Below are 19,599 nucleotides of genomic sequence, written 5' to 3' on the forward strand. Positions count from 1 at the left end.
GCCGACACCGGCCCGAATCAGCAGTGGCCCTTTGACGACGACCGGGACGCGCCGACCGCCATCCGGCCCACGCCCGGCGCCGCGAAGGCCAAACCGCCGCGCCCTTCTTCCGATCCGTGCGAGCGGACCAACCTCAACCCGACAGCTTGCCCATGCCAGGCGATCCGATCCAGTCCATGCGAGCAACGACGGATCCCCGCCGCGGGGCGCAGCCTGGCCTCACGATCGCGCAGCGACAGGCCAAGGCGCACGCAGCCCTCCCCGCCCGACATCACCGACAGACGGGCAGGACGCAGCCGGCCGAGCCCCGTGCCGGCGATCGGGGCGCCGCCGGCCGAGCCTCGCGTCGGCGGCGTGTCAGTGCAGGCCGTAGGCCGTCGTGCGTTCGCGGGCCGGGCGGCCGGCTGCGGTGGCTATGGCCTTGAGCTGCTCTACCGTGCGCGACGAGCCGTTGGCCGAGCCCGCCATGCGCGAGATGGTCTCCTCCATCAGCGTGCCGCCGAGGTCGTTGCAGCCGCCGTTGAGCATCGCGACCGTGCCCTCGTCTCCGAGCTTTACCCACGAGCACTGGATGTTGGCGATGCGGCCGTGCAGGAGTAGTCGGGCCATCGCGTGGACTACCCGGTTCTCGCGCCACGTCGGGCCCGGGCGAGCGATGCCCGCCAGGTAGATCGGGGCGTTGGTGTGGACGAACGGCAGGGCTACGAACTCGGTGAAGCCGCCTGTGCGGTCCTGCACCCCCGCCAGCACCCGGAAGTGGCCTAGCCATTGGCGCGGGTGGTCGACGTGCCCGTACATCATCGTGGAGCTCGACCGGATGCCTAGCTCGTGGGCCGTCGAGACCACGTCGACCCAGGTGGCGGCCGGGAGTTTGCCCTTGGTGAGCACCCAGCGCACGTCGTCGTCGAGGATCTCCGCCGCGGTGCCCGGGATCGTGTCGAGGCCGGCTTCGCGCAGGGTCTCCAGCCACTCGCGGACCGGCATGCCGCCTTTCGCGGCGCCCGTGACGATCTCCATGGGTGAGAAGGCGTGGACGTGCATGCCCGGCACGCGCTGTTTGATCGCGCGGACCATCTCGGCATATGCGGTGACCGGCAGCTTCGGGTCGATGCCGCCCTGCATGCAGACCTCGGTGGCGCCGGCCGCCCAGGCCTCCTCGGCGCGGTCGGCGACCTGGTCGACCGACAGGCGGTAGGCGTCGGCGTCGCGTTCGCGCTGGGCGAAGGCGCAGAAACGGCAGCCCACGTAGCAGACGTTCGAGAAATTGATGTTGCGGTTGACCACGTACGTCACGTCGTCGCCGACCGTGTCGCGGCGGACGTCGTCGGCGATGCGACAGAGCTCGTCGAGCGCCGTGCCGTCGGCGTTGAACAGGGCCATGGCCGCTGCTTCGTGCCGCTCCTCGAGCAGGGCCGCCGGGTCGGTTGCCGCCAAACGCAAGCCGGCCAGGACGTCGGACGGCTGGCGCTCCACCGACGCGCCCCGACCTAGGTCGACCGCTTCCGGCGCGATGCGTTCGGCTACCTCGGACCAGTCGCCGTAGACCGAGTCGAAGTCGCCACGGCGGTCGCCGGTGCGGCCGGTGGTGTCGATCGTCGCGTGCAGGTCGGTGCGACCGCCGGGTACGAACGCCTCGTCCGGCTCCTGCCAGGCCCGGCCGACCGGCCCCGTGCCCTCGGCCGCCAGCCCGCTCACCGGATCGGCCAGCGCCGCCACGTGGCCCGCCAGCCGGGGGTCCAGCCAGGGGTCGCCGCGTCGCACGTACTCGGGATAAATGGTCAGTCGTTCCCGCAGCGTGAAACCGGAGGCGGCCGAGCGGGCGGCAAGCTCGTCGATCATCGGCCAGGGGCGTTCCGGGTTGACGTGATCGGGGGTCACCGGCGAGACGCCGCCCCAGTCGTCGATGCCGGCGCGCAGCAGCAGGTCGTATTCGCCCTCGATCAGGTTGGGCGGTGCCTGGATGCGGGCGCCGGGGCCGAGAATGATCCGGCTGACCGCGATCGTCGCGGCGAGGTCGAGCAGCTCGGCGTCGGGCATGCCGCGCATCGCGGTGTCCGGCTTGGCCCGGAAGTTCTGGATGATGACTTCCTGGATGTGGCCGTATTCGCGCGCCGAACGGCGGATCGCGAACACCGAGTCGGCGCGCTCAACCAGGTTTTCGCCGATGCCGATCAGGATGCCGGTGGTGAACGGCACGCCGACCCGGCCCGCGTCGTCGAGCACCCGCAGCCGAACCGCGGGCTCCTTGTCGGGTGAGCCGAAGTGCGGGCCGCTCTTGTCGGACCACAGCCGGGTCGCGGTGGTCTCGAGCATCATGCCCATGCTCGGCGCGACCGGCTTGAGGCGCTGGAGCTCGGCCCAGGTCATGACGCCCGGGTTGAGGTGCGGCAGCAGACCGGTCTCTTCGAGCACGGCGATCGCGCTGGCCCGCACGTAGTCGAGCGTCGAGTCATAGCCCCGCGCGTCGAGCCATTCGCGCGCCGCCGGCCAACGCTCCTCGGGCCGGTCGCCGAGGGTGAACAGCGCTTCCTTGCAGCCCTGCGCCGCGCCTTCGCGGGCGATTGCCACGACCTCGTCGCGGTCCAGGAACGCGGCCGGCAGACGGTGCGGCACCGTGGCGAAGGTGCAGTAATGGCAACGGTCCCGGCAGAGGCGGGTCAAGGGAATGAAGACCTTGCGCGAGTACGTCACGACGCCCGGCCGCCCGGCATCGCGCAGGCCGGCGTCGCGGATGGCGCCGGCGACGCCCAGCAGCTCGTCGAGTGCCTCACCGCGGGCGGCCATCAGGTCCGCCGCCTCGCCCTGGTCGAGCGCCTTGCCGTCAGCGGCACGCGCCAGTGCCCGCCGGATGCTCGCCGGGGTCGGCGGCGGGGGCGAGGTCGGGATCAGATCAGCCACCGTTGAAGCGTAGGCCGTGCCACCGACAGGAATCCGTGGCGGCGGTCACGGCTCAAAAATCTTGGACGATCGGGAACCATCCGACCGCCTCGATCCGATGAAGAGGGTATGAACGAAGCCCACTCGGAGCGAGCACCACCTCAGCGGACGGTGACCACCACGTGTGGCCCCTGAGCGTCCTCGATGGTCTCCATCGTGGAACCGAGACCCTCGGCGGCCAATGCCGCACGCAGGCACTGTACGTCCACGCCCAACGACACGAGAGCCGCGCCGGTGGCCTCCGCAGGCCGACAAACGACGCGGCCACGGGCGACACCGTCGCGGGCGCGGACGTTATCGGCGTCGCGGGCGCGGGTGCCATCGCCGTCGGCGCCGTGGGGGCGCACGGCATCGGCATCGCGCATGTCATCGGCACTGCGGGCGTGGCCGCGATCGCCGTCGGCATCGGCATCGCTGGCGCGGACGCCGTCGCCATTGGCGTGCCAGGGGCCATTGCTGTCCCCGGGGAGCAGGTCTGCGGCGAATGTCGCCGTGGATCCGGGAGTGATCGTCGCCAACGCGCGGGTCAGCGCTTTTTCGACGTTGACCTCGTCCAACGCGGAGAAGGGAGGCTGACCGTGGTCGGACAGGCGGGCCGCGGCCCGGAGTCCGTCGGCGCGGGCTTCGGACGTGCCGAGCGAGAACAGGTCCTGATCAGCGCCACGAACCAGCACCGCGGCGCCGTCGCCGTCGGCTTCCGGGAGTGGGGCGTCGAGATATCCGCGTACGACCGCCACCGGCACCTGGGCGCACTTGCCCTTGACCAGCTCGCCGGCGGCGGCGAGCTCGTCGACAACGGCCATCTGGGTGATGGAGAGCTCGTTGCCGTACGGGTCGACCTCGCCCCGGTGGTCCCGGATCGCGGGGATACCGGCGGCACCGAGTGCGACGTCGGTGAGTCCGTTGCGCCATGGTCGGCCCATGGTGTCGGAGATCACTACGGCGACGTCGAGGCCGTGCCGCTCGCGCAGGGTGGTTCGCAGCGCGCGGGCGGAGGCATCCGGGTCCTTGGGCAGCAGCACCAGGTGGGCGCGGTCGACGTTCGAAGCGTCGATGCCGGCCGACGCCATCACGAAGCCGTGGTGGGTCTGCACGATCCGGGTCTGGCCGCGGCGGGCCACCGGGCGGGCGGTCTCGGCGCGCAACACCTCATCACGAGCGACCGCGCGCTCGTCACCGTCGACCGGCACGTCGACCAGGCTGCCCTCCGCCTTCGACACGATCTTGCTCGTCACCACCAGCACGTCGCCGGCGCGCAGCCACGGTGCGGCGGCGGTGATCGCCGCCGCGAGGTCGTCGCCGGGGTGCACGTCGCCGATGCCTTCGACTGGCAACACTTCGAGCCGCATGCCCACTCCCCCGCCACCGGCTACCGAGTCAGTCGCAGTCATACCAGTTCGACGGCCGCGCGGACCATCTCGGCCGTGGTCTGCTCGTCCGTCATCCAGAGCGGCACCGCCTTGACCGTGACCCCTGCCACCTCGGCACCGGCGTCGGTGCTGTCGACCAGCCAGCCGTCGAGGATGCCGCCGTCCCTGCGGGCGCCGTACATCCCGCCGACCGCGGCCGCCGTGCAGGGCACGCCCAGCACGGCAAGGCACTTGTCGGCCATGCCGCGCACCGGGCTGCCACCGATGATCGGCGAGAACCCGACCACGGGAGCGGTCAACGCGGCGCGCAGGCCCGGCACGGCCAGGATCGGGCCGATGCTGACCACGGGGTTGCTGGGTGCGACCAGCACGAGGTCGGCGGTGGCCAGCGCTTCGAGCACGCCGGCGGCCGGCTTCGCGGTGTCGGCACCGACGAACACGAAGCGCTTGGTCGGCACGTCACCGCGGTGGCGTACCCACCATTCCTGGAAGTGGATCGCCTTCTCGCCGTCGAGGTCGACCACCACGTGCGTCTCGAAGCGGTCGTCGGTGGCCGGCAACATGCGCACGCCCGGCTGCCAGCGCTGGCACAGCGCCTCGGTGACGGCGGAGAGGGGGTAGCCGGCGTTCAGCATCTGACTGCGCACCAGGTGGGTGGCGATGTCCTTGTCGCCGAGACCGAACCAGGTCGGCTCCGCGGCGTACGCGGCCAGCTCTTCCTTGACCGCCCAGGTCTCCCCGACCCGCCCCCAACCGCGTTCTGGGTCCGCGGCGCCACCCAGGGTATACATGACGCTGTCGAGGTCCGGACAAATCCGCAGGCCGTGCATGGTCACGTCATCGCCGACGTTGACGACCGCGGTCACCTCGGCACCGGTGGCTCGGGCATATGCCCGAACGCCGGTCAAGAACCGCGCGCCGCCAATACCACCAGCCAAAACGACGATGTGCATCTCGCAATCCTTACCTACACTGCCGGTTTCCCGGCGTCCGGGCGACTACGCTCACGAAAGCCATCTTCCGTCATCGCCCCAGGGGGAGCCGTGACCACCCAACCCGAGGCCGGGTCGACTACTGAACAGACCTCGGCCAACCAGATCACCAAACCCTGGCGCGAGCTGATCGCGCTGGTGCTGGTCGGCGCCAACGCCGTCCTGCTGTTCGTGGGGCTGATCGATCTGCTCGTGCCCTATTCGGCGAATGTCGGGTTCTCCAGCCGGGCCGGCGGAAGCTTCTTCGACTTCGCGGGCATCGAGGCGATCGTGCTGCCTCTGCTGGCCGTGCTCTTGGCCACACACCTGAAGCCGGCCGTGCCGCGCGCCAAGCTGGTCACGCAGGTGGCGCTGGCGGAGTACGCCGTGTCCGCCGTCTTCGGCGTGATCGCGCTGCTGGCCTGGCTGTTCGGCTCGCTGGTCGACGGCGAGGTCCGGGCGGCGTTCACGGGCCTGCTGGTCCGCATCGCGTACGCGGGCATCTTCGCGGCCGCCGGCTTCCTGATCTACAAGGTCTGGCGGACCCTCTACTACGTGCCGCGCCCCAAGCCACAGCCCGGCATGTACGGCGCACCGGCTGGCTACCCGCAGCCCGGTCCCGGTCAGCCTGGCTATGGGCAGGGCCAGCCCGGTCAGCCCGGGTACGGCGCACCCGCCGCCTACGGCCAGCCTGGCTACCCGCCGCCGCCGGCCTACCCAGGTGCGGCTCCGGGCCTCGGTGGTCCCGGCACTCCGGGTGGACAGCCCGCGGCAGGTCCGGGCGCGCCGGGTCAGCCTGGCGCCTACCCGCCGCCGGCCGGTCCCTCGGCCTCGGCGAGTGAGCCGGCCACCTGGCCGCCGGTGCCGGGTGCTGGTTCGCCGCAGGCGACCCAGACGATCACGGCTCCTCCGGTCTCGGCCCCGCCGGTGCCGCCGACGCCCACGCCCACGCCCGCGCCGGCCAGCCCGGCCGCGCCTGTCGCCGAGGCGGACGAGCCCACCACCGCGATCCCCACGCCAGAGGGCGAGCGGACCCAGGTGATCAACCCGGCCAGCCAGCAGCCGAGTGCCGGCTCCGCGCCGCCGCCGGCCGCGGCCGACGACGAGCCGACCCGGCCCGACGTTCGCTGAGACGAAATTCGGGGGCAGCAGGCCGGCACCATGCCGGACTCGCTGCCCCCGTTTTCATGTCCGCACCCAGACCCCGCCTGGGTGGCGTCAAAGGTCCCGTGATTCAGCACGGGTGCGCTGAGGCCGCGAAGACGCCGGGGGTGGAGGGCCAACGTTGCAAGGGGCCGGCGTTGGACGTGTCGAAAGCGCAGAGATCCAGCGCGTGCCTTGCGGTGGTTGGTGTACGGAGGCCCGCGACCCGCTGCGGGACCTAGCGGGTCGCGGGCAAGACTGTGTGGCCGCGACGGTGCAACCCCGGCCAGGCGGCACCACCCGCCGAGCCCCCACGTCGCGGCGGGTGGTGCCGTTGTGGCGCGGACCCGGGAGGAAGGTCGACGCGCGGCACGCCCGGCCGCCACCTCCACGACGAGTGGTCGCGGGCCCTCGTTGGTGTCGGCCGGGCGGCAATGCCGCCCCGCTCATGTGGGCGCTAACACGAGCATGGCCAAACCGCACGGTGAGTGCGAGGACTTTCAGCCAGAGCTGAAACATTGAGGTCAGCCGGTACGCTCAATCCCACGGACGCCCGCCATCCCCCTCCTGGAGCGGAGCCCTCGAGATCGTGCTGCGGATCCATTTCACCCGTGACGATGTCGCGCGCACGCGCGTCGCGCCCGGGGCGGATCCTGTTTGGGAGTTGATTCTCAGCCTGCATCTCTTTCAGGCCCGCCGGGCTGAGCGGGACCCGCTGCTCGCCGGTTGGCGGCGTGACGTCGCCGCCGGGCTTCGGCACAGCGACGACCGCGACAGCGTCCGGCTGTTGTTCGCGCTCAACCCGCCGCAGGGCTACTTTCCCGACTTCCTGACCCCGTTCGAGAGCCGCGCCGGGCTGTTGCCGGGGCTCGATGCGATCCGGTCGACGCCTACCGCCAACCTGCGCCGCGACCTGAACCGGCTGGCCTCCGGCAACGCGGCTGGCACGTCAGTCGCCAACCGGCTGCCGGTCAGCGTGTCCGACCTCGCCCGCGGTGACGTCGCGACGTTGCATCGGCTGACCGGTTCGATGGAGGCCTACCGGGCGCTGGCAATCGCTCCCTACTGGAGCCGGATCGAGAGTGCGGTCGAGGCCGATCGCAGCCAGCGCGCCCGCGCCATGCTCGCCGACGGGGCCGACGGGCTGTTGAGCAGCCTCCGGCCGGCCATGCGGTGGGACGGAGAAGTCCTGGAGGTCCGCCACTACCCGGCCGATAGGGACCTCCACCTCGACGGCCGCGGGCTGCTGCTCGTCCCCGCGTTCTTCTGCACGCGCACGCCGGTCAGTCTCGTCGACCCGGACCTGCCGCCGGTGCTCGTCTATCCGGTCGAGCGGCTCGGCGGCCTCGACCAGCCGGCCGAGCCAGGGCGGCCGGCCCTGGCCGCGTTGCTCGGCCGCACCCGCGCCCGGGTGCTCGAGGTGGTCGACGGCGGTTGCTCCACCGGCGAGATCGCCCGCCGGCTCGACATCTCGGCGGCCGCCGCCAGCCAGCACGCCGCCGTGCTGCGCAACGCCGGTCTCCTCGTCAGCCGCCGCGACGGCAACACCATGCTGCACACGTTGACCCCGCTGGGCCGGGCGATGCTCGACTAGGAGGCCGGGCTGCGACGAGCCCAGGCGCCGCGTGGCCGCACGGCACCTTCACGACGTCTGGACTCGACGCCAGATACGAGACAGGGCCTAGTCGTGCCAGAGTGCGATGCGGTGGTCCTCGTCGGTCACGTAGATCCGTTCGCCGTCCAGCACCGCGATCCCTTCCACGTTGTGGAACGGCGCCAGGTCGTCGACGACCTGGCCGGGCACCCGGCTGCCGGAGCCCAGGGCGAACCGCACGTGCGTACACGTGATGTCTCCGCCCGTCGGGTGGTCGTCGAGCAGCACCGAGCCCTTCCCCAACGCGTCGATCGAACCGACGACCGCCTCGAAACCGTCACCCGAGGCCGTCAAGGCGCGGAAGCCCGTCAGCGTGCCGGGCGGGGTGACGCCGGTCAGCGCACAGGCGCGCACCACCGCGGGCCACGTGCGCGGGTCGGCGTCGAACATCCCCTCCACCCCGGAGATCTCCACGAGGATCGGCTCGCCGTCCTGGGTAACCGGGAAGCGCAGGCCGAGCAGCAACGTGCCGGACGGCGTGAAGGCCGCGGCCTCGACGTTCACCGGCAGGTCCCCGGCGATCACCCGTGAGGTCCAGCTCTTCGCCTTCGCCGCACCACGCACCTGGGTCTCGCGGATGAACTGCCGCTGCACCCGCTCGCCGGGCGGCAGCGGGCTGATGTCGGCCGCCAGCAACGCATCGTTGATCGCCCGGTGCAGCCGAAGCTGGTTGCGCACCACGTGCAGCTTCACCACACCGCGAGCGGCGTCGTCCTCGCGGAACCGGGCGAAGAACGCCCGTCTCGGCCGCAGCGGGCCGCCCTTGGAGCCGAAGTGCGAGCCGACGACGTAGACCCATCCGTCGCGGTGCGCCAGCGCCTCTCCGTCCTCCGTGCGGCCCGCCTCCGCCCCGGCGTCGAAGCCCTGGTGGTGCGCCGCCCAGCGGCCCTCGTGGTCCTGCACGAGCAGGGCCACGCAGGCCTCGACCGGACCTTCGTCGAGCACCGTCCACAGGCCACGACGAGCGCCGTGGGCTTCCAACAAAGACGGCGAGAGTACGGGCAGCAGGTCACTGGCCTCGTTGCCGGCAACGGACAACTCCACATGGCGCAATGGGGCGGTCATGCGATCAGCCTAAGGACCAAGGGCTAGCAAAAACCCTCGTCGCCTCGTTCCTTGAGTTCGTCGACCAGTTGCTTGACCTCTTGGGAGCGCGCGCGGGAGCAGACCAGCACCACGTCGGGCGTGTCCACGATCACCAGATCGCCTACGCCGAGGGCCGCCACCAGCCGCCCCGAGTGCGGCACGACGACCAGGCGGTCGGTGTCGCGCAGCAGCACCCCCGGCTTCTCGCCCGGGTGGTCCGCGCCGCCGCCCAGGACCACGTTGCCGCGCGAGTCTCCCGGCAGCACGTCGCCCAGGGTCTGGAAGTCGCCCACGTCGGTCCAACCGAAGTCGCCGGGCACCGTGCCGACCTTGCCGGCCGCGGCGGCGCCCTCCATGACCGCGTAGTCGACCGAGATCTTCGTCAGGGTCGGCCAGACGGTCGTGACGACCTCGTCGCGGTCAGGCCGGTCCCAGGCCTCCGCGACCCGGCACAGGCCCTCGTGCAGGCTCGGCTGCTGGCGGGCGAGCTCCGCGAGGAACGCGTCGACCCGCCAGACGAACATGCCGGCGTTCCACAGGTAGTCGCCGGAGTCGACATACTGCTTGGCCAGCTCGTACGCCGGCTTCTCCGCGAACGCCTCGACCATCCGCACCGGACCAGGGCCGACCTCGGCGCCGCAGCGCAGATAGCCGTAGCCCGTCTCCGGGCGGGTCGGCTTGATCGCGATGGTCATCAGCAGGCCGCGCTCGGCACCAGCGACCGCCTGCCGGACCACTTCGACGAACTGGGCCGGGTTGGTGATCAGGTGGTCGGCGGCGAAAGCGCCCATGATCGCTGACGGGTCGTGCCGGGCGATCAGTGCCGCCGCGAGGCCGATCGCCGCGCAGGAGTCCCGCGCGGACGGCTCGACCAGGATGTTCTCCTCGGGCAGCGCGGTGAGCTGCCGGGCGACGGACGCCGCGTGGGCGGCGCCGGTCACCACCATCGTCTGCTCCGGGCCGGCCAGCGGCGCCACGCGCTCGACCGTCGCCTGCAGCAACGACATCGGGCTGCCGCTCAGCGGATGGAGGAACTTCGGCTGGTGGAGACGGGACAGCGGCCACAGTCGAGTGCCACTGCCGCCGGCGAGGATGACGGCGTGCATCGGGACATCATGCCGGACCCCCGCAAAGCTGGCAGCAGGGTCCGTCATGCGCGCGCCCGCTGCCAGGCCGCGATGTGCACCTCGGCGCTGGACTCCCAGGTGAACTCCTTGGCCCGGTCGAAGCCCGCCTTGCCCAGCGCCATCCGGCGCGGCTCGTCGTCGAGCAGCGCGGCCAGGTCGACCGCGATCTGGTCAGGGTCTTCGCTCGTGTACGCCACCGCGTCACCGCCGACCTCGGGCAGCGACAGCCGGGGCGTGGTCAGCACCGGCACCGCACACGCCATGGCCTCGAGGATGGGCAGGCCGAAACCTTCACCGAAGCTCGGGTACGCCGCGACGAGCGCACCGCCGAGGAAGCCGGGCAGGTCGGCGTAGCGCAGGTAGCCAGGACGCAGCAGGCGCAGGTGGCCCGGCACCTCGGCGACCGCGCGGTCGATGTCGTCGTCGTGACCCTGGCCGCCGGCGACCACCAGCGCGGGCGGGTTGGGCCGGTCGTGCACCGCCTTGACCCAGCCGCGGATCAGGCTCGGCACGTTCTTGCGGGGCTCCTTGGCACCGAGGAACGCGACGTAGTCGGTGCCGGCAAGACCCAGCCGAGCCGCGACGCGCGCCTTCTCCTCGGCGGTCGGTGGGTGGAAGGCGGTCGGGTCGACGCCGTGGTAGGCCACGTCGACCCGGGTCGGGTCGGCGTCGAGCAGCCGGATCAGCTCGTCGCGGGTCGCCTTGCTCGGCACGATCACCCGGTGTGCCCGCCGCAGCGAGGTCTTGATGGCGCTGCGGAAGAACGTGCGCCGGGACTTGTCGTAGTGCTCGGGCTCGGTGAAGAACGTGGCGTCGTGGACGGTGACCGTCACGGGGCAGCCGGCCCGCAGCGGGCAGGTGTAGAACGGCGAGTGCAGCACGTCGGCACCGACCTGCTGGGCGAGCAGCGGCAGGCCGGTCTGCTCCCAGGCGAGCCGGGCCGGCCGGTGCGCGACCGCGGCCGGCGCGGCGACCACCTCGGCCGCGGGCAGCATCCGGCTGTAACGCTCCGCGTCGGTGCGCAGCCCCACCACCGCGAGCTCCACCTCAGAGCCGATGACCTTGCCGAGCGCTCCTAGGAGCCCGTCGACGTAGCGGCCCACGCCGCCGCGGTCAGCGGGAACGCTGGTGGCGTCGACGAGTACGCGGGGCGGACCGGAAGTCACGGTGCGGGCTCCTCACGGGTGCGGTGTGTGCCAGGCCACTATGGTCCCAAGCCTACGCTGAGCCAGCGACGGGTCGGAGCCGGTGACACCGTGACGACACGGCGAACGATCGATGCCTAACCGGTAAGGTGCGACCGATGGTCGAAGAGAGCGCGGACGGAATCGCCCGGATGTTCGCGGCAGCAATCCGCCGAGATCCGACAAGACCGCTTTTGACGTGGTACGACGACGCGACCGGCGAGCGCACCGAACTGTCCGGCGCCACGCTCGACAACTGGGTCGAGAAGACCGCCAACCTGCTGGTCGACGGCTCGGGGCTGGGCGACGGCGACCGGGCCGGCGTGCTGCTGCCCCCGCACTGGCAGACCGCTGCCGTGCTGCTCGGCTGCTGGGCGGCCGGCGTGGAGGTCGCGAGCGCGCCCGGACCCGTGGACGTCCTGTTCGCCACCGAGGCGCGGGTCGCGGAGGGTGACGACTGGCCGGCCGGGGACCGTTACGCGCTGTCACTGCACCCGCTCGCCCTGCCGATGCGCGAGGTGCCGGTGGGCTGGCAGGACTACACGGTCGCGGTGCGGGTCTTCGGTGACGTCTTCGCCGCGTACCCCCGTGGCGCCTCCGACTGGAAGAGCGAAGATCCGTTCGGCCTGCGGCCGGGCGACCGGGTGTTGATCGACGCCGCGACCCACCCGGACCCGCGGGACTGGCTGCTCGCGCCGCTGGCCGCCGGCGCCAGCATCGTGCTCTGCGGCAACCTCGACCGGGCCAAGCTCGCCGGCCGGATCGCCAGCGAGCAGGTCACCCGCGACCTCAGCTGACGCCTTCGCGGGCCAGCTTCTCGAACGCGGCCAACGACTCCGGGTTGGCCAGTGCGCCCTTGGCCGCCGCGGTCTCGGCCGGCGTACCCGTGAGGATCTTCTTCACCGGCACCTCGAGCTTCTTGCCGGACAGCGTCCGCGGTACGCCCGGGATCCGGTAGACCGCGTCCGGGACGTGCCGTGGCGACAGGGCGGTGCGCAGCTCCTTGGCGATCTTGGCCGTCAGGTTGCCGTCGAGGTCGCGCTCGTCGGTGGTGACCACGAACAGCAGCAGGTCACCGGCGCCGCCCTCGCTGTCCTCCAGGTGGATGACCAGCGAGTCGGCGATCTCCGGCAGCCCTTCGACCACCGAGTAGAACTCGGACGTGCCCAGCCGCACGCCGCCCCGGTTGAGGGTGGCGTCGGAGCGGCCGGTGATCACGCAGCCGCCGTGCTCGTTGATGGTGATCCAGTCGCCGTGGCGCCAGACGCCCGGATAGACGTCGAAGTACGCCTCCCGGTAACGGCTGCCGTCCGGGTCGTTCCAGAAGCCGACCGGCATGCTCGGCATCGGCTCGGTGATCACGAGCTCGCCGAGCTGGTCGCGCACCGGCGTGCCGTCCGGCCCGAACGCCTCGACGGCCGCGCCCAACGCCCGGCAGGCGATCTCGCCGGACCGCACCGGGAGCAGCGGCACGCCGCCGACGAAGCCCGTGCACACGTCGGTGCCGCCGGACAGCGACTGGAGCTGGAGGGTGTCGCTGACGTCCGCGTACACCCAGGCGAAGCCCTCGGGCGGCAGCGGAGCACCGGTCGAGCCGAGCCCGCGCAACGCGGTCAGGTCGTGGTCGGCGCGTGGCACCAAACCGGATTTCCGACAGGCCAGCAGGAACGGCGCCGACGTTCCGAAATAGGTCATCCGCGTCTCTTCCGCCAGCTCCCACAGCGTGTCGAGGCTCGGCGCGCCGGGGTTGCCGTCGAACAGCACGATCGTCGCACCGACCGCCGGGGCCGAGACGAGGAAGTTCCACATCATCCAGCCGGTCGTGGTGAACCAGAAGAACCGGTCCGCCGGGCCGAGGTCGTGGTGCAGCGCGAGCATCTTGAGGTGCTCGACCAGGATGCCGCCGTGCCCGTGGACGATCGGCTTGGGCAGGCCGGTGGTGCCCGACGAGTAGAGGACGTAGAGCGGGTGGTCGAACGGCACCGGCGCGAAGGTCAGCGGCTCGTCGGTGGGGGCGGTGAGCGCGTCCCAGCCGGAACCCGCCTCCGGGCGCAGGTAGTTGATCATCACGAGGTGCTCGACCGACGGCAGCGCCGCCCGGATCGCCTCGACCTCGCCCGCGCGGTCGACCGGCTTGTCGCCGTAGCGGTAGCCGTCGACCGCGACCAGCACCTTGGGCTCGATCTGCTGCCAACGGTCGCAGACGCTGCGGGTGCCGAACTCGGGCGCGCACGACGAGAAGATCGCGCCCAGGCTGGCCGCGGCGAGCATCAGCACGTACGTCTCGGGGATGTTCGGCGCGTACGCCGCGACCCGGTCACCGGGCTCGACACCCAACCGGCGCAGACCCGCGGCGCACCTGCGTACCGCGTCGCGTAGCTCGTCCTTGGTCAGGGTCTGCGGAGCCCGGGTCTGGCCGTGCGCGATCACGGCGGGGTCGTCGCCGGCCCGGCCGGGCATCCGCAGCACGTTTTCCGCGTAGTTCAGCGTCGCCCCCGGGAACCACCGTGTGCCGGGCATGTGCCGATCCGTGATCGTTTCCGTCGGTGGTGTGTGGCTGACGACCTCGAAGTAGTCCCAGATCGAGCGCCAGAAATCCGGGATGTTCTGGACAGACCACAGCCGCAGCGCCTCGTAGTCGGCGAAGGCCAGACCCCGCTCACGTTCGAGCCAGTGCAGGTAGTGGCCGATCCGGCTGGTCTGGCGTGCGTCGGACGGCGGCGTCCACAACACCTCGTTGCTCATCCGGCCATCCTCCCCTATGCGAGGGCGCTGACATGTGGGTGCCGCGCACACATTCACGGTCCGGAACACCCTCCGGTACGGTGCTCGCGTGCGTCATCTGTGGAGCCTGCTCGCCGGCATCGTCGCCGCGCCGCTGGTCTGGATTCTGCTCGCGCTCGGCCAGGACGGATCGACCTCGACGATCACGACCTGGGCCGACACCTCCGCGTTCAACACCGCGCGGCTGATCGAGCCCGCGGTCTACCTCGCCGCCGCCGGGATCGCTCTCGGCGTGCTCGCCACGCTGCGCTGGTCGCCGCTCGGTCCACTGGTCGCCGGCCTGCTGCTGATGGCGCCGTACGTGGGCATGTTCATCGCCCCGCTGCGGGTGCGGTCGGCCGTGCCGGGTGGCTGGCGGCTGTTCGGCGACCCGCTGCAGCTTCGCCTGCCGCTCGACAACGGCACGCTGCTGTTCCTCGGCCTGCTGCTGGCGATGGCGGCCTTCAGCGTGCAGCGGTGGCGCCGCTGGCCGGTCGCCGCCACCGCCGCGCCGGCGGGGTCCGGTGTGGACGACACCGACCCCGACCTGTTCGGCGGCGGGTTCAGCCCCGACCCGGACACCCGTCCGCCGTCGCTGGCCTACCCACCGGCCGACGTGCCGGCTCCCCGGGCCGAGACGTTCGGCTCGCCACGCCCCGCCGACGTGCCCACCGCCGGGGGCTCCCCTTGGTCGTCGCCGCCGGCGCCGTACCGGCCGGACGGTAAGGCCGAATAGGCGACAGAGTTCGTCGCTCCCGCGGGGTACGGTGCGCTTCACCTGGGTCGATCCACCGGATTGACCGCAGCCCGCGGGAGGCCCGATGCGCCATCTCGGATCGCTGCTCTTGTCGCTGCTCCTGGCACCGGTCATCTGGGTGCTGGCCGGCTACGGGATGAACGAGGTCTCGATCGGCGTCGGGCGGTTCGACCTGCGCATGGTCGGCGGCTACGCGGCCCTCGCCGCGGCCGGTGTGCTGCTCACGCTGCTGGTGCTGACCCGGCTCTCCCCGGTGGGGCCGGCGACGGCCGGGCTCGCGTTCATCGTGGTCAGCGTGTGGGCCGGTCAGGACCCGGGACTGTTCCAGGACCTGTTCTCGGCCTCCGTGTTCGGCCGCCCGGCCGGCCTGGTCAACCCGATCGTGGGAATCGGCCCGGTGGTCGGCACACTGCTGCTGCTGACGGTGACCAGCCCGCGGCGCTGGCGGCGGCATCCGGCACCCGCGGTGCCCGCGCAGCCGGTCTATCCGGGGGCCACGGTCGGTCAGCCTGGCTACCCGCCGGCGGCCTATCCGACCTCGCCGGCCTTCGCGGCGGCTCCGGGATCGCCGGCCGCTCCCTACTCGACCGGGGTGATCTACGGCCAGGGGTACGGGCAGCCGGGTCCAGTGCCCGCGCCGACCTCGGGCGCTCCGGCTAGCGGCCCGCCCGGGTCGCCGTCGCCGGCCTCGGCGCCGCCGGCTGGGCCGCCGCCGCTATCCGGCCAGACGGTTCCGCCGCCGGCCTCGGGGCCGCCGCTGCTCCCGGGACAGTTCATTCCGCCGCCACCCTCTGGGCCGGCTGGGCCGCCCCCGTCCGGGCCGCCAAGTCCGCCGCCGCCGGCCAGGCAGATGGTTCCGCCGCCGCCCTCCGGGCCGGCTGGGCCGCCACCGCCGTCCGGGCCGCCAAGTCCGCCGCCCTCCGGGCCGCCCGATCCGCCGCCGCCCGCTGGGCAGATGGTTCCGCCTCCGCCGCGGCACGCGTCCGGGCCGCCGCCGGCGGCCGGGCCGTCGCCCGCCTCCGCCGGTGCCTGGTCGACGCCGCCGCGCCCGCCGGCGAGCCCGCCGCGTCCGCCGGGCAGCGAGCGGACGCCGCCGCCTCCGCCGCCGCGGTTCACGCCGCACGTGCCGCGCCAGCCGGGCGCCAGCGAGGCGGCCGACGCCACGGACGCCACGACGCGGTTGAGCCCGCCCACCGACGAGACCACCCGCATCACGCCACCGCCCGCCACGGACGAGACCAGCCGGCTCGCCCCTCCGGACGACGACGAGCAGACCACCCTGCTGAAACCGCCGGCCTCCGACGACGAACGGACCACGGTGCTCAAGCCGCCGACCTCGGACGGTGACGAGCAGTCCACGCTGCTGCGGTCCGCGACGACAGGCGAAGAGGCGACGGATCCTCCGGCCTCAGACAGCGACGACGAGCAGACGACCCTGCTGAGCCCGGCCGCCGACGACCCAGACGCGAGCGACGAAGCCGCCCCGGACGGCCGCACCCGGCCGCTGCACGGCACGCCGCCACCGCCGGCGGCCTACCCACCGCCGGGCCACGCCACCCCGACCACGCCGCCCACCGACCCGGACGCCACCACCCGGTTCTGAGGAGCGCCCGTCAGCCGTTGAGCAGCTGGCGGGCCATCACGACCCGCTGGACCTGGTTGGTGCCCTCGTAGATCTGCGTGATCTTGGCGTCGCGCATCATCCGTTCGAGGGGGTAGTCGCGCGTGTACCCGTACCCGCCGAGCAGCTGGACCGCGTCGGTGGTGATCTCCATGGCGGCGTCGGAGGCGAAGCACTTGGCGGCCGCGCCGAAGTAGGTCAGGTCGGCGTCACCGCGCTCGGACCGCCCGGCCGCCGCGTAGGTGAGCTCGCGCGCGGCCGTGAGCTTCATGCCCATGTCCGCGAGCATGAACTGCACGCCCTGGAAGTCGGCGATGGGCTTGCCGAACTGGTGACGTTCCTTCACGTACCCGAGGGCGTAGTCGAGCGCCCCCGACGCGATGCCGACCGCCTGCGCGGCGATGGTCACGCGGGTGTGGTCGAGGGTGCGCATCGCGGTGGCGAACCCGGTGCCGACCTCGCCAATCCGGCGCGAATCCGGAATATGCACATTGTCGAAGTAAACCTCGCGGGTCGGCGAGCCCTTGATGCCCAGCTTCTTCTCGGGTGCGCCGAACGAGACACCGGCATCCGACTTGGACACCACGAACGCCGAGATGCCGCGCGACCGGGCTCCCGGCTCGGTGACCGCGAAGACCGTGTAGAACTCCGACACACCGGCGTTCGTGATCCAGCGCTTGACCCCGTTGAGCACCCAGCCGTCGCCGGAGCGCTCGGCCCGGGTCGTCATCGACACGGCGTCGCTGCCGGCGTCGGGCTCGGAGAGGCAGTACGAGAACATCGCCTCGCCCCGCGCGACCGGCGGCAGGAACTCGGCCTTGACCGCGTCGGAGCCGGCCAGCAGCAGCGGCATCGTGCCCAGCTTGTTGACCGCGGGGATCAGCGACGACGCGGCACAGGCGCGCGCCACCTCCTCGATCACGATCGCGGTGGCCAGGGCGTCGGCGCCGGCACCGCCGTATTCGACCGGGATGTGCGGCGCGTGGAAGTCGGCCGCGCGCAACGCCTCGTACGACGCCTTGGGGAAGTCGCCGGTTTCGTCCGCGTGCGCGGCATTGGGCGCGACGCGTGCGTCACACAACTCTCGGACCGCGGCCCGGATGGTGCTGTGCTCTTCTGGCAGTTGGTAAACGTCGAACGAACCCTGAGTCATGATTGCGGCCCTCCCCTGGCCGGCGGACAGCGCCACCGGTAGCGTGCGTCGGGCATGTGTCTATCCGGCCCAGTGCTGAGGATACCGACCGGTAACGTTGGCTCGGATGCACAGTGGGTAGGCTCACGCACTATCCTCGCCTGCGCACGTAGGTGAACCCGCTCCGGCGGGCCAGAAGTACAGATGTCCTAACTGACGCGCCGTGCGGGCGCGGCCAGCCCCGACAACGACGTGGCGCACAGTGGCGCTGCCGAGCGTGAGCGGAGAACCAAGGCGTGACGATCCCGTACCCGAACACCCAGCCCATGCCGGCGATCGCGGCGGTGACGCCACCGTCCGGTGCCGCCCGCCCGCGGCTGACCTTCCTCGGCACCGGTTACCTGGGTGCGACGTACGCCATCTGCTACGCCGAGCTGGGCTACGAGGTGCTCGGCTTCGACGTCGACGAGGCGAAGATCGCCGGACTGGCCGCCGGCGTGGTCCCGTTCCACGAGCCCGGCCTCGACGAGCTGCTGCGGCGCAACATCGCCGCCGGCCGGCTGCGCTTCTCGACCGACTACCAGGAGGCCGCCGAGTTCGGCGACGTCCACTTCATCTGCGTCGGCACCCCACAGCGGGGCGACGGCATGGGCGCCGACCTGACCTACGTCGAGACCGCCGTGGTCAACCTCGCCCAGCACCTGACCCGCAAGGCCCTGATCGTCGGCAAGTCCACCGTGCCGGTCGGCACCGCCGAGTGGATCGAGCAGCTGGTCGGCAAGCACGTCGCGCCAGAGCTCGGTGTCGAGGTCGCGTGGAGCCCCGAGTTCCTCCAGGAGGGCTTCGCCGTCGAAGACGTGCTGCGCCCCAACCGGATCGTGGTCGGCGTCAAGAGCGACTGGGCCAACGGGCTGCTCTACTCGGCGCACAAGGGCGTCTTCGACCTGGCCGCCACCGAGGACCGCGAGGTGCCGCTGGTCATCACCGACTTCGCGACCGCCGAGCTGGTCAAGGTCGCCGCCAACGCGTTCCTGGCCACCAAGATCTCGTTCATCAACGCGATGGCCGAGGTCTGCGAGGTCGCGGGCGGCGACGTCACCCAGCTCTCCCGGGCGATCGGTTACGACCCCCGCATCGGCAACCGCTTCCTCCAGGCCGGCGTCGGCTTCGGCGGCGGCTGCCTGCCCAAGGACATCCGCGCGTTCCAGGCCCGCGCCCAGGAGCTCGGTGCCGGCGAGGCGCTGCGCTTCCTGCACGAGGTCGACCTGATCAACCTGCGCCGCCGCACCCGGGTGCTCAACCTGGCCGCCGACCTGCTCGGCCGCCGCTCCGGCCCGGCCGGTCCGGACCTGTCCGGCGCCCGGATCGCGGTGCTCGGCGCGACCTTCAAGCCCAACTCCGACGACATCCGCGACGCGCCGTCGCTGGCCGTCGCCGGGCTGCTGCTCAAGGCCGGCGCGGACGTCCGGGTCTACGACCCGGAGGGCATGGACAACGCCAAGAAGGCCGCGCCCGACCTGACGTACGAGGCCAGCCTCAACGACGCGGTCCGCGACGCCGACCTAGTCTGCGTGCTGACCGAGTGGGCCGACTTCCGCAACGCCGACCCGGTGGCCCTCGGCGACCTGGTCGCGGGCAAGAAGGTCATCGACGGCCGCAACTGCCTGGACCCGGCACTGTGGACCCAGGCCGGCTGGACCTACCGCGGGATGGGCCGCCCGTAACAGTCTGTTTCATCGAAGGGCGCTCCTGGGGTTTCGCACCCCGGGGGCGCCCTTTCACATTGGAGGGACGTCACCGATTTCGGGTGTCGCGTCCGGACACGCCCAAAGGGACTGTTCAATCGACGTCCAG

Annotated in this window: 14 protein-coding genes; 6 read left to right on the plus strand and 8 right to left on the minus strand. The window is 72.0% G+C overall.

Annotation, left to right across the window (positions count from 1 at the left end; translation table 11 throughout):
* Nucleotides 1-357 precede the first annotated feature (357 nt).
* From AB0J88_RS11390 to cofD, 3 genes are all read right to left on the minus strand, one after another.
* Entirely contained in the window at nucleotides 358-2,889 is a 2,532-nt protein-coding gene (locus AB0J88_RS11390) for a bifunctional FO biosynthesis protein CofGH (protein WP_364346137.1), read from the minus strand.
* 149 nt (nucleotides 2,890-3,038) lie between these two features.
* Nucleotides 3,039-4,286, minus strand: a complete 1,248-nt coding sequence (locus AB0J88_RS11395; protein ID WP_364345967.1) for a coenzyme F420-0:L-glutamate ligase — start codon at nucleotides 4,284-4,286, stop codon at nucleotides 3,039-3,041.
* A 38-nt stretch (nucleotides 4,287-4,324) separates the two neighbouring features.
* Nucleotides 4,325-5,260 carry a 2-phospho-L-lactate transferase gene (gene cofD / locus AB0J88_RS11400; protein WP_364345965.1) on the minus strand — a complete coding sequence of 312 codons (936 nt, stop codon included), beginning with the start codon at nucleotides 5,258-5,260 and terminating at the stop codon, nucleotides 4,325-4,327.
* A 90-nt stretch (nucleotides 5,261-5,350) separates the two neighbouring features.
* On the opposite strand from cofD, the gene AB0J88_RS11405 reads away from it, so the two are divergent.
* Nucleotides 5,351-6,409 carry a hypothetical protein gene (locus AB0J88_RS11405; protein ID WP_364345963.1) on the plus strand — a complete coding sequence of 353 codons (1,059 nt, stop codon included), beginning with the start codon at nucleotides 5,351-5,353 and terminating at the stop codon, nucleotides 6,407-6,409.
* A 676-nt stretch (nucleotides 6,410-7,085) separates the two neighbouring features.
* Nucleotides 7,086-8,015 carry a winged helix-turn-helix domain-containing protein gene (locus AB0J88_RS11410; RefSeq protein WP_364345961.1) on the plus strand — a complete coding sequence of 310 codons (930 nt, stop codon included), beginning with the start codon at nucleotides 7,086-7,088 and terminating at the stop codon, nucleotides 8,013-8,015.
* A gap of 87 nt (nucleotides 8,016-8,102) precedes the next feature.
* Here the strand turns inward: AB0J88_RS11410 and AB0J88_RS11415 are convergent, their stop codons facing one another.
* From AB0J88_RS11415 to AB0J88_RS11425, 3 genes are read right to left on the minus strand one after another with little or no spacing between them, the layout of a single operon-like run.
* Nucleotides 8,103-9,140, minus strand: coding sequence for a hypothetical protein (locus AB0J88_RS11415; protein WP_364345959.1), 1,038 nt, complete (start codon nucleotides 9,138-9,140; stop codon nucleotides 8,103-8,105).
* 23 nt (nucleotides 9,141-9,163) lie between these two features.
* The gene (locus AB0J88_RS11420; RefSeq protein WP_364345957.1) at nucleotides 9,164-10,267 is read right to left on the minus strand and encodes a sugar phosphate nucleotidyltransferase; all 1,104 of its coding nucleotides are present in this window, start codon (nucleotides 10,265-10,267) and stop codon (nucleotides 9,164-9,166) included.
* 44 nt (nucleotides 10,268-10,311) lie between these two features.
* Complete coding sequence (locus tag AB0J88_RS11425; protein WP_364345955.1) at nucleotides 10,312-11,454, minus strand: glycosyltransferase family 1 protein; 1,143 nt, start codon at nucleotides 11,452-11,454, stop codon at nucleotides 10,312-10,314.
* A 137-nt stretch (nucleotides 11,455-11,591) separates the two neighbouring features.
* Between AB0J88_RS11425 and AB0J88_RS11430 the strand changes: the two genes are divergently transcribed.
* On the plus strand, nucleotides 11,592-12,269 hold the full coding sequence (locus AB0J88_RS11430) for a TIGR03089 family protein (RefSeq protein WP_364345953.1): 678 nt from the start codon (nucleotides 11,592-11,594) through the stop codon (nucleotides 12,267-12,269).
* Here AB0J88_RS11430 and AB0J88_RS11435 read toward each other — a convergent pair.
* Nucleotides 12,262-14,217, minus strand: coding sequence for an acetoacetate--CoA ligase (locus AB0J88_RS11435; RefSeq protein ID WP_364345951.1), 1,956 nt, complete (start codon nucleotides 14,215-14,217; stop codon nucleotides 12,262-12,264). The two genes, AB0J88_RS11430 and AB0J88_RS11435, sit on opposite strands and share 8 nt — an antisense overlap.
* Before the next feature lie 88 nt (nucleotides 14,218-14,305).
* Between AB0J88_RS11435 and AB0J88_RS11440 the strand changes: the two genes are divergently transcribed.
* Both AB0J88_RS11440 and AB0J88_RS11445 read left to right on the plus strand, forming a co-directional pair.
* Nucleotides 14,306-14,971, plus strand: a complete 666-nt coding sequence (locus AB0J88_RS11440; RefSeq protein WP_364345949.1) for a hypothetical protein — start codon at nucleotides 14,306-14,308, stop codon at nucleotides 14,969-14,971.
* A gap of 85 nt (nucleotides 14,972-15,056) precedes the next feature.
* Nucleotides 15,057-16,595 (plus strand): hypothetical protein, encoded by a 1,539-nt coding sequence (locus tag AB0J88_RS11445; protein WP_364345947.1) that lies wholly within the window; start codon nucleotides 15,057-15,059, stop codon nucleotides 16,593-16,595.
* Nucleotides 16,596-16,605: 10 nt separating this feature from the next.
* Here AB0J88_RS11445 and AB0J88_RS11450 read toward each other — a convergent pair whose 3' ends face one another.
* Nucleotides 16,606-17,769: an acyl-CoA dehydrogenase family protein gene (locus AB0J88_RS11450; RefSeq protein WP_364346135.1), complete on the minus strand. Its 1,164-nt coding sequence runs from the start codon at nucleotides 17,767-17,769 to the stop codon at nucleotides 16,606-16,608.
* A 272-nt stretch (nucleotides 17,770-18,041) separates the two neighbouring features.
* Here AB0J88_RS11450 and AB0J88_RS11455 point away from each other — a divergent pair, with 272 nt between their 5' ends.
* Nucleotides 18,042-19,469: a UDP-glucose/GDP-mannose dehydrogenase family protein gene (locus tag AB0J88_RS11455; protein ID WP_364345945.1), complete on the plus strand. Its 1,428-nt coding sequence runs from the start codon at nucleotides 18,042-18,044 to the stop codon at nucleotides 19,467-19,469.
* The last annotated feature ends 130 nt before the right edge of the window (nucleotides 19,470-19,599 follow it).

Source organism: Asanoa sp. NPDC049475 (assembly GCF_040676915.1).
Taxonomy (GTDB): Bacteria; Actinomycetota; Actinomycetes; order Mycobacteriales; family Micromonosporaceae; genus Asanoa.

What these genes read in the sequence shown, in the direction of transcription:
- AB0J88_RS11430 (WP_364345953.1), top strand. Translation starts at nt 11,592, where the DNA reads ATGGTCGAAGAGAGCGCGGACGGAATCGCCCGGATGTTCGCGGCAGCA.
- AB0J88_RS11420 (WP_364345957.1), bottom strand. Translation starts at nt 10,267, where the DNA reads ATGCACGCCGTCATCCTCGCCGGCGGCAGTGGCACTCGACTGTGGCCG.
- AB0J88_RS11435 (WP_364345951.1), bottom strand. Translation starts at nt 14,217, where the DNA reads ATGAGCAACGAGGTGTTGTGGACGCCGCCGTCCGACGCACGCCAGACC.
- AB0J88_RS11445 (WP_364345947.1), top strand. Translation starts at nt 15,057, where the DNA reads ATGCGCCATCTCGGATCGCTGCTCTTGTCGCTGCTCCTGGCACCGGTC.
- AB0J88_RS11395 (WP_364345967.1), bottom strand. Translation starts at nt 4,286, where the DNA reads ATGCGGCTCGAAGTGTTGCCAGTCGAAGGCATCGGCGACGTGCACCCC.
- AB0J88_RS11415 (WP_364345959.1), bottom strand. Translation starts at nt 9,140, where the DNA reads ATGACCGCCCCATTGCGCCATGTGGAGTTGTCCGTTGCCGGCAACGAG.
- cofD (WP_364345965.1), bottom strand. Translation starts at nt 5,260, where the DNA reads ATGCACATCGTCGTTTTGGCTGGTGGTATTGGCGGCGCGCGGTTCTTG.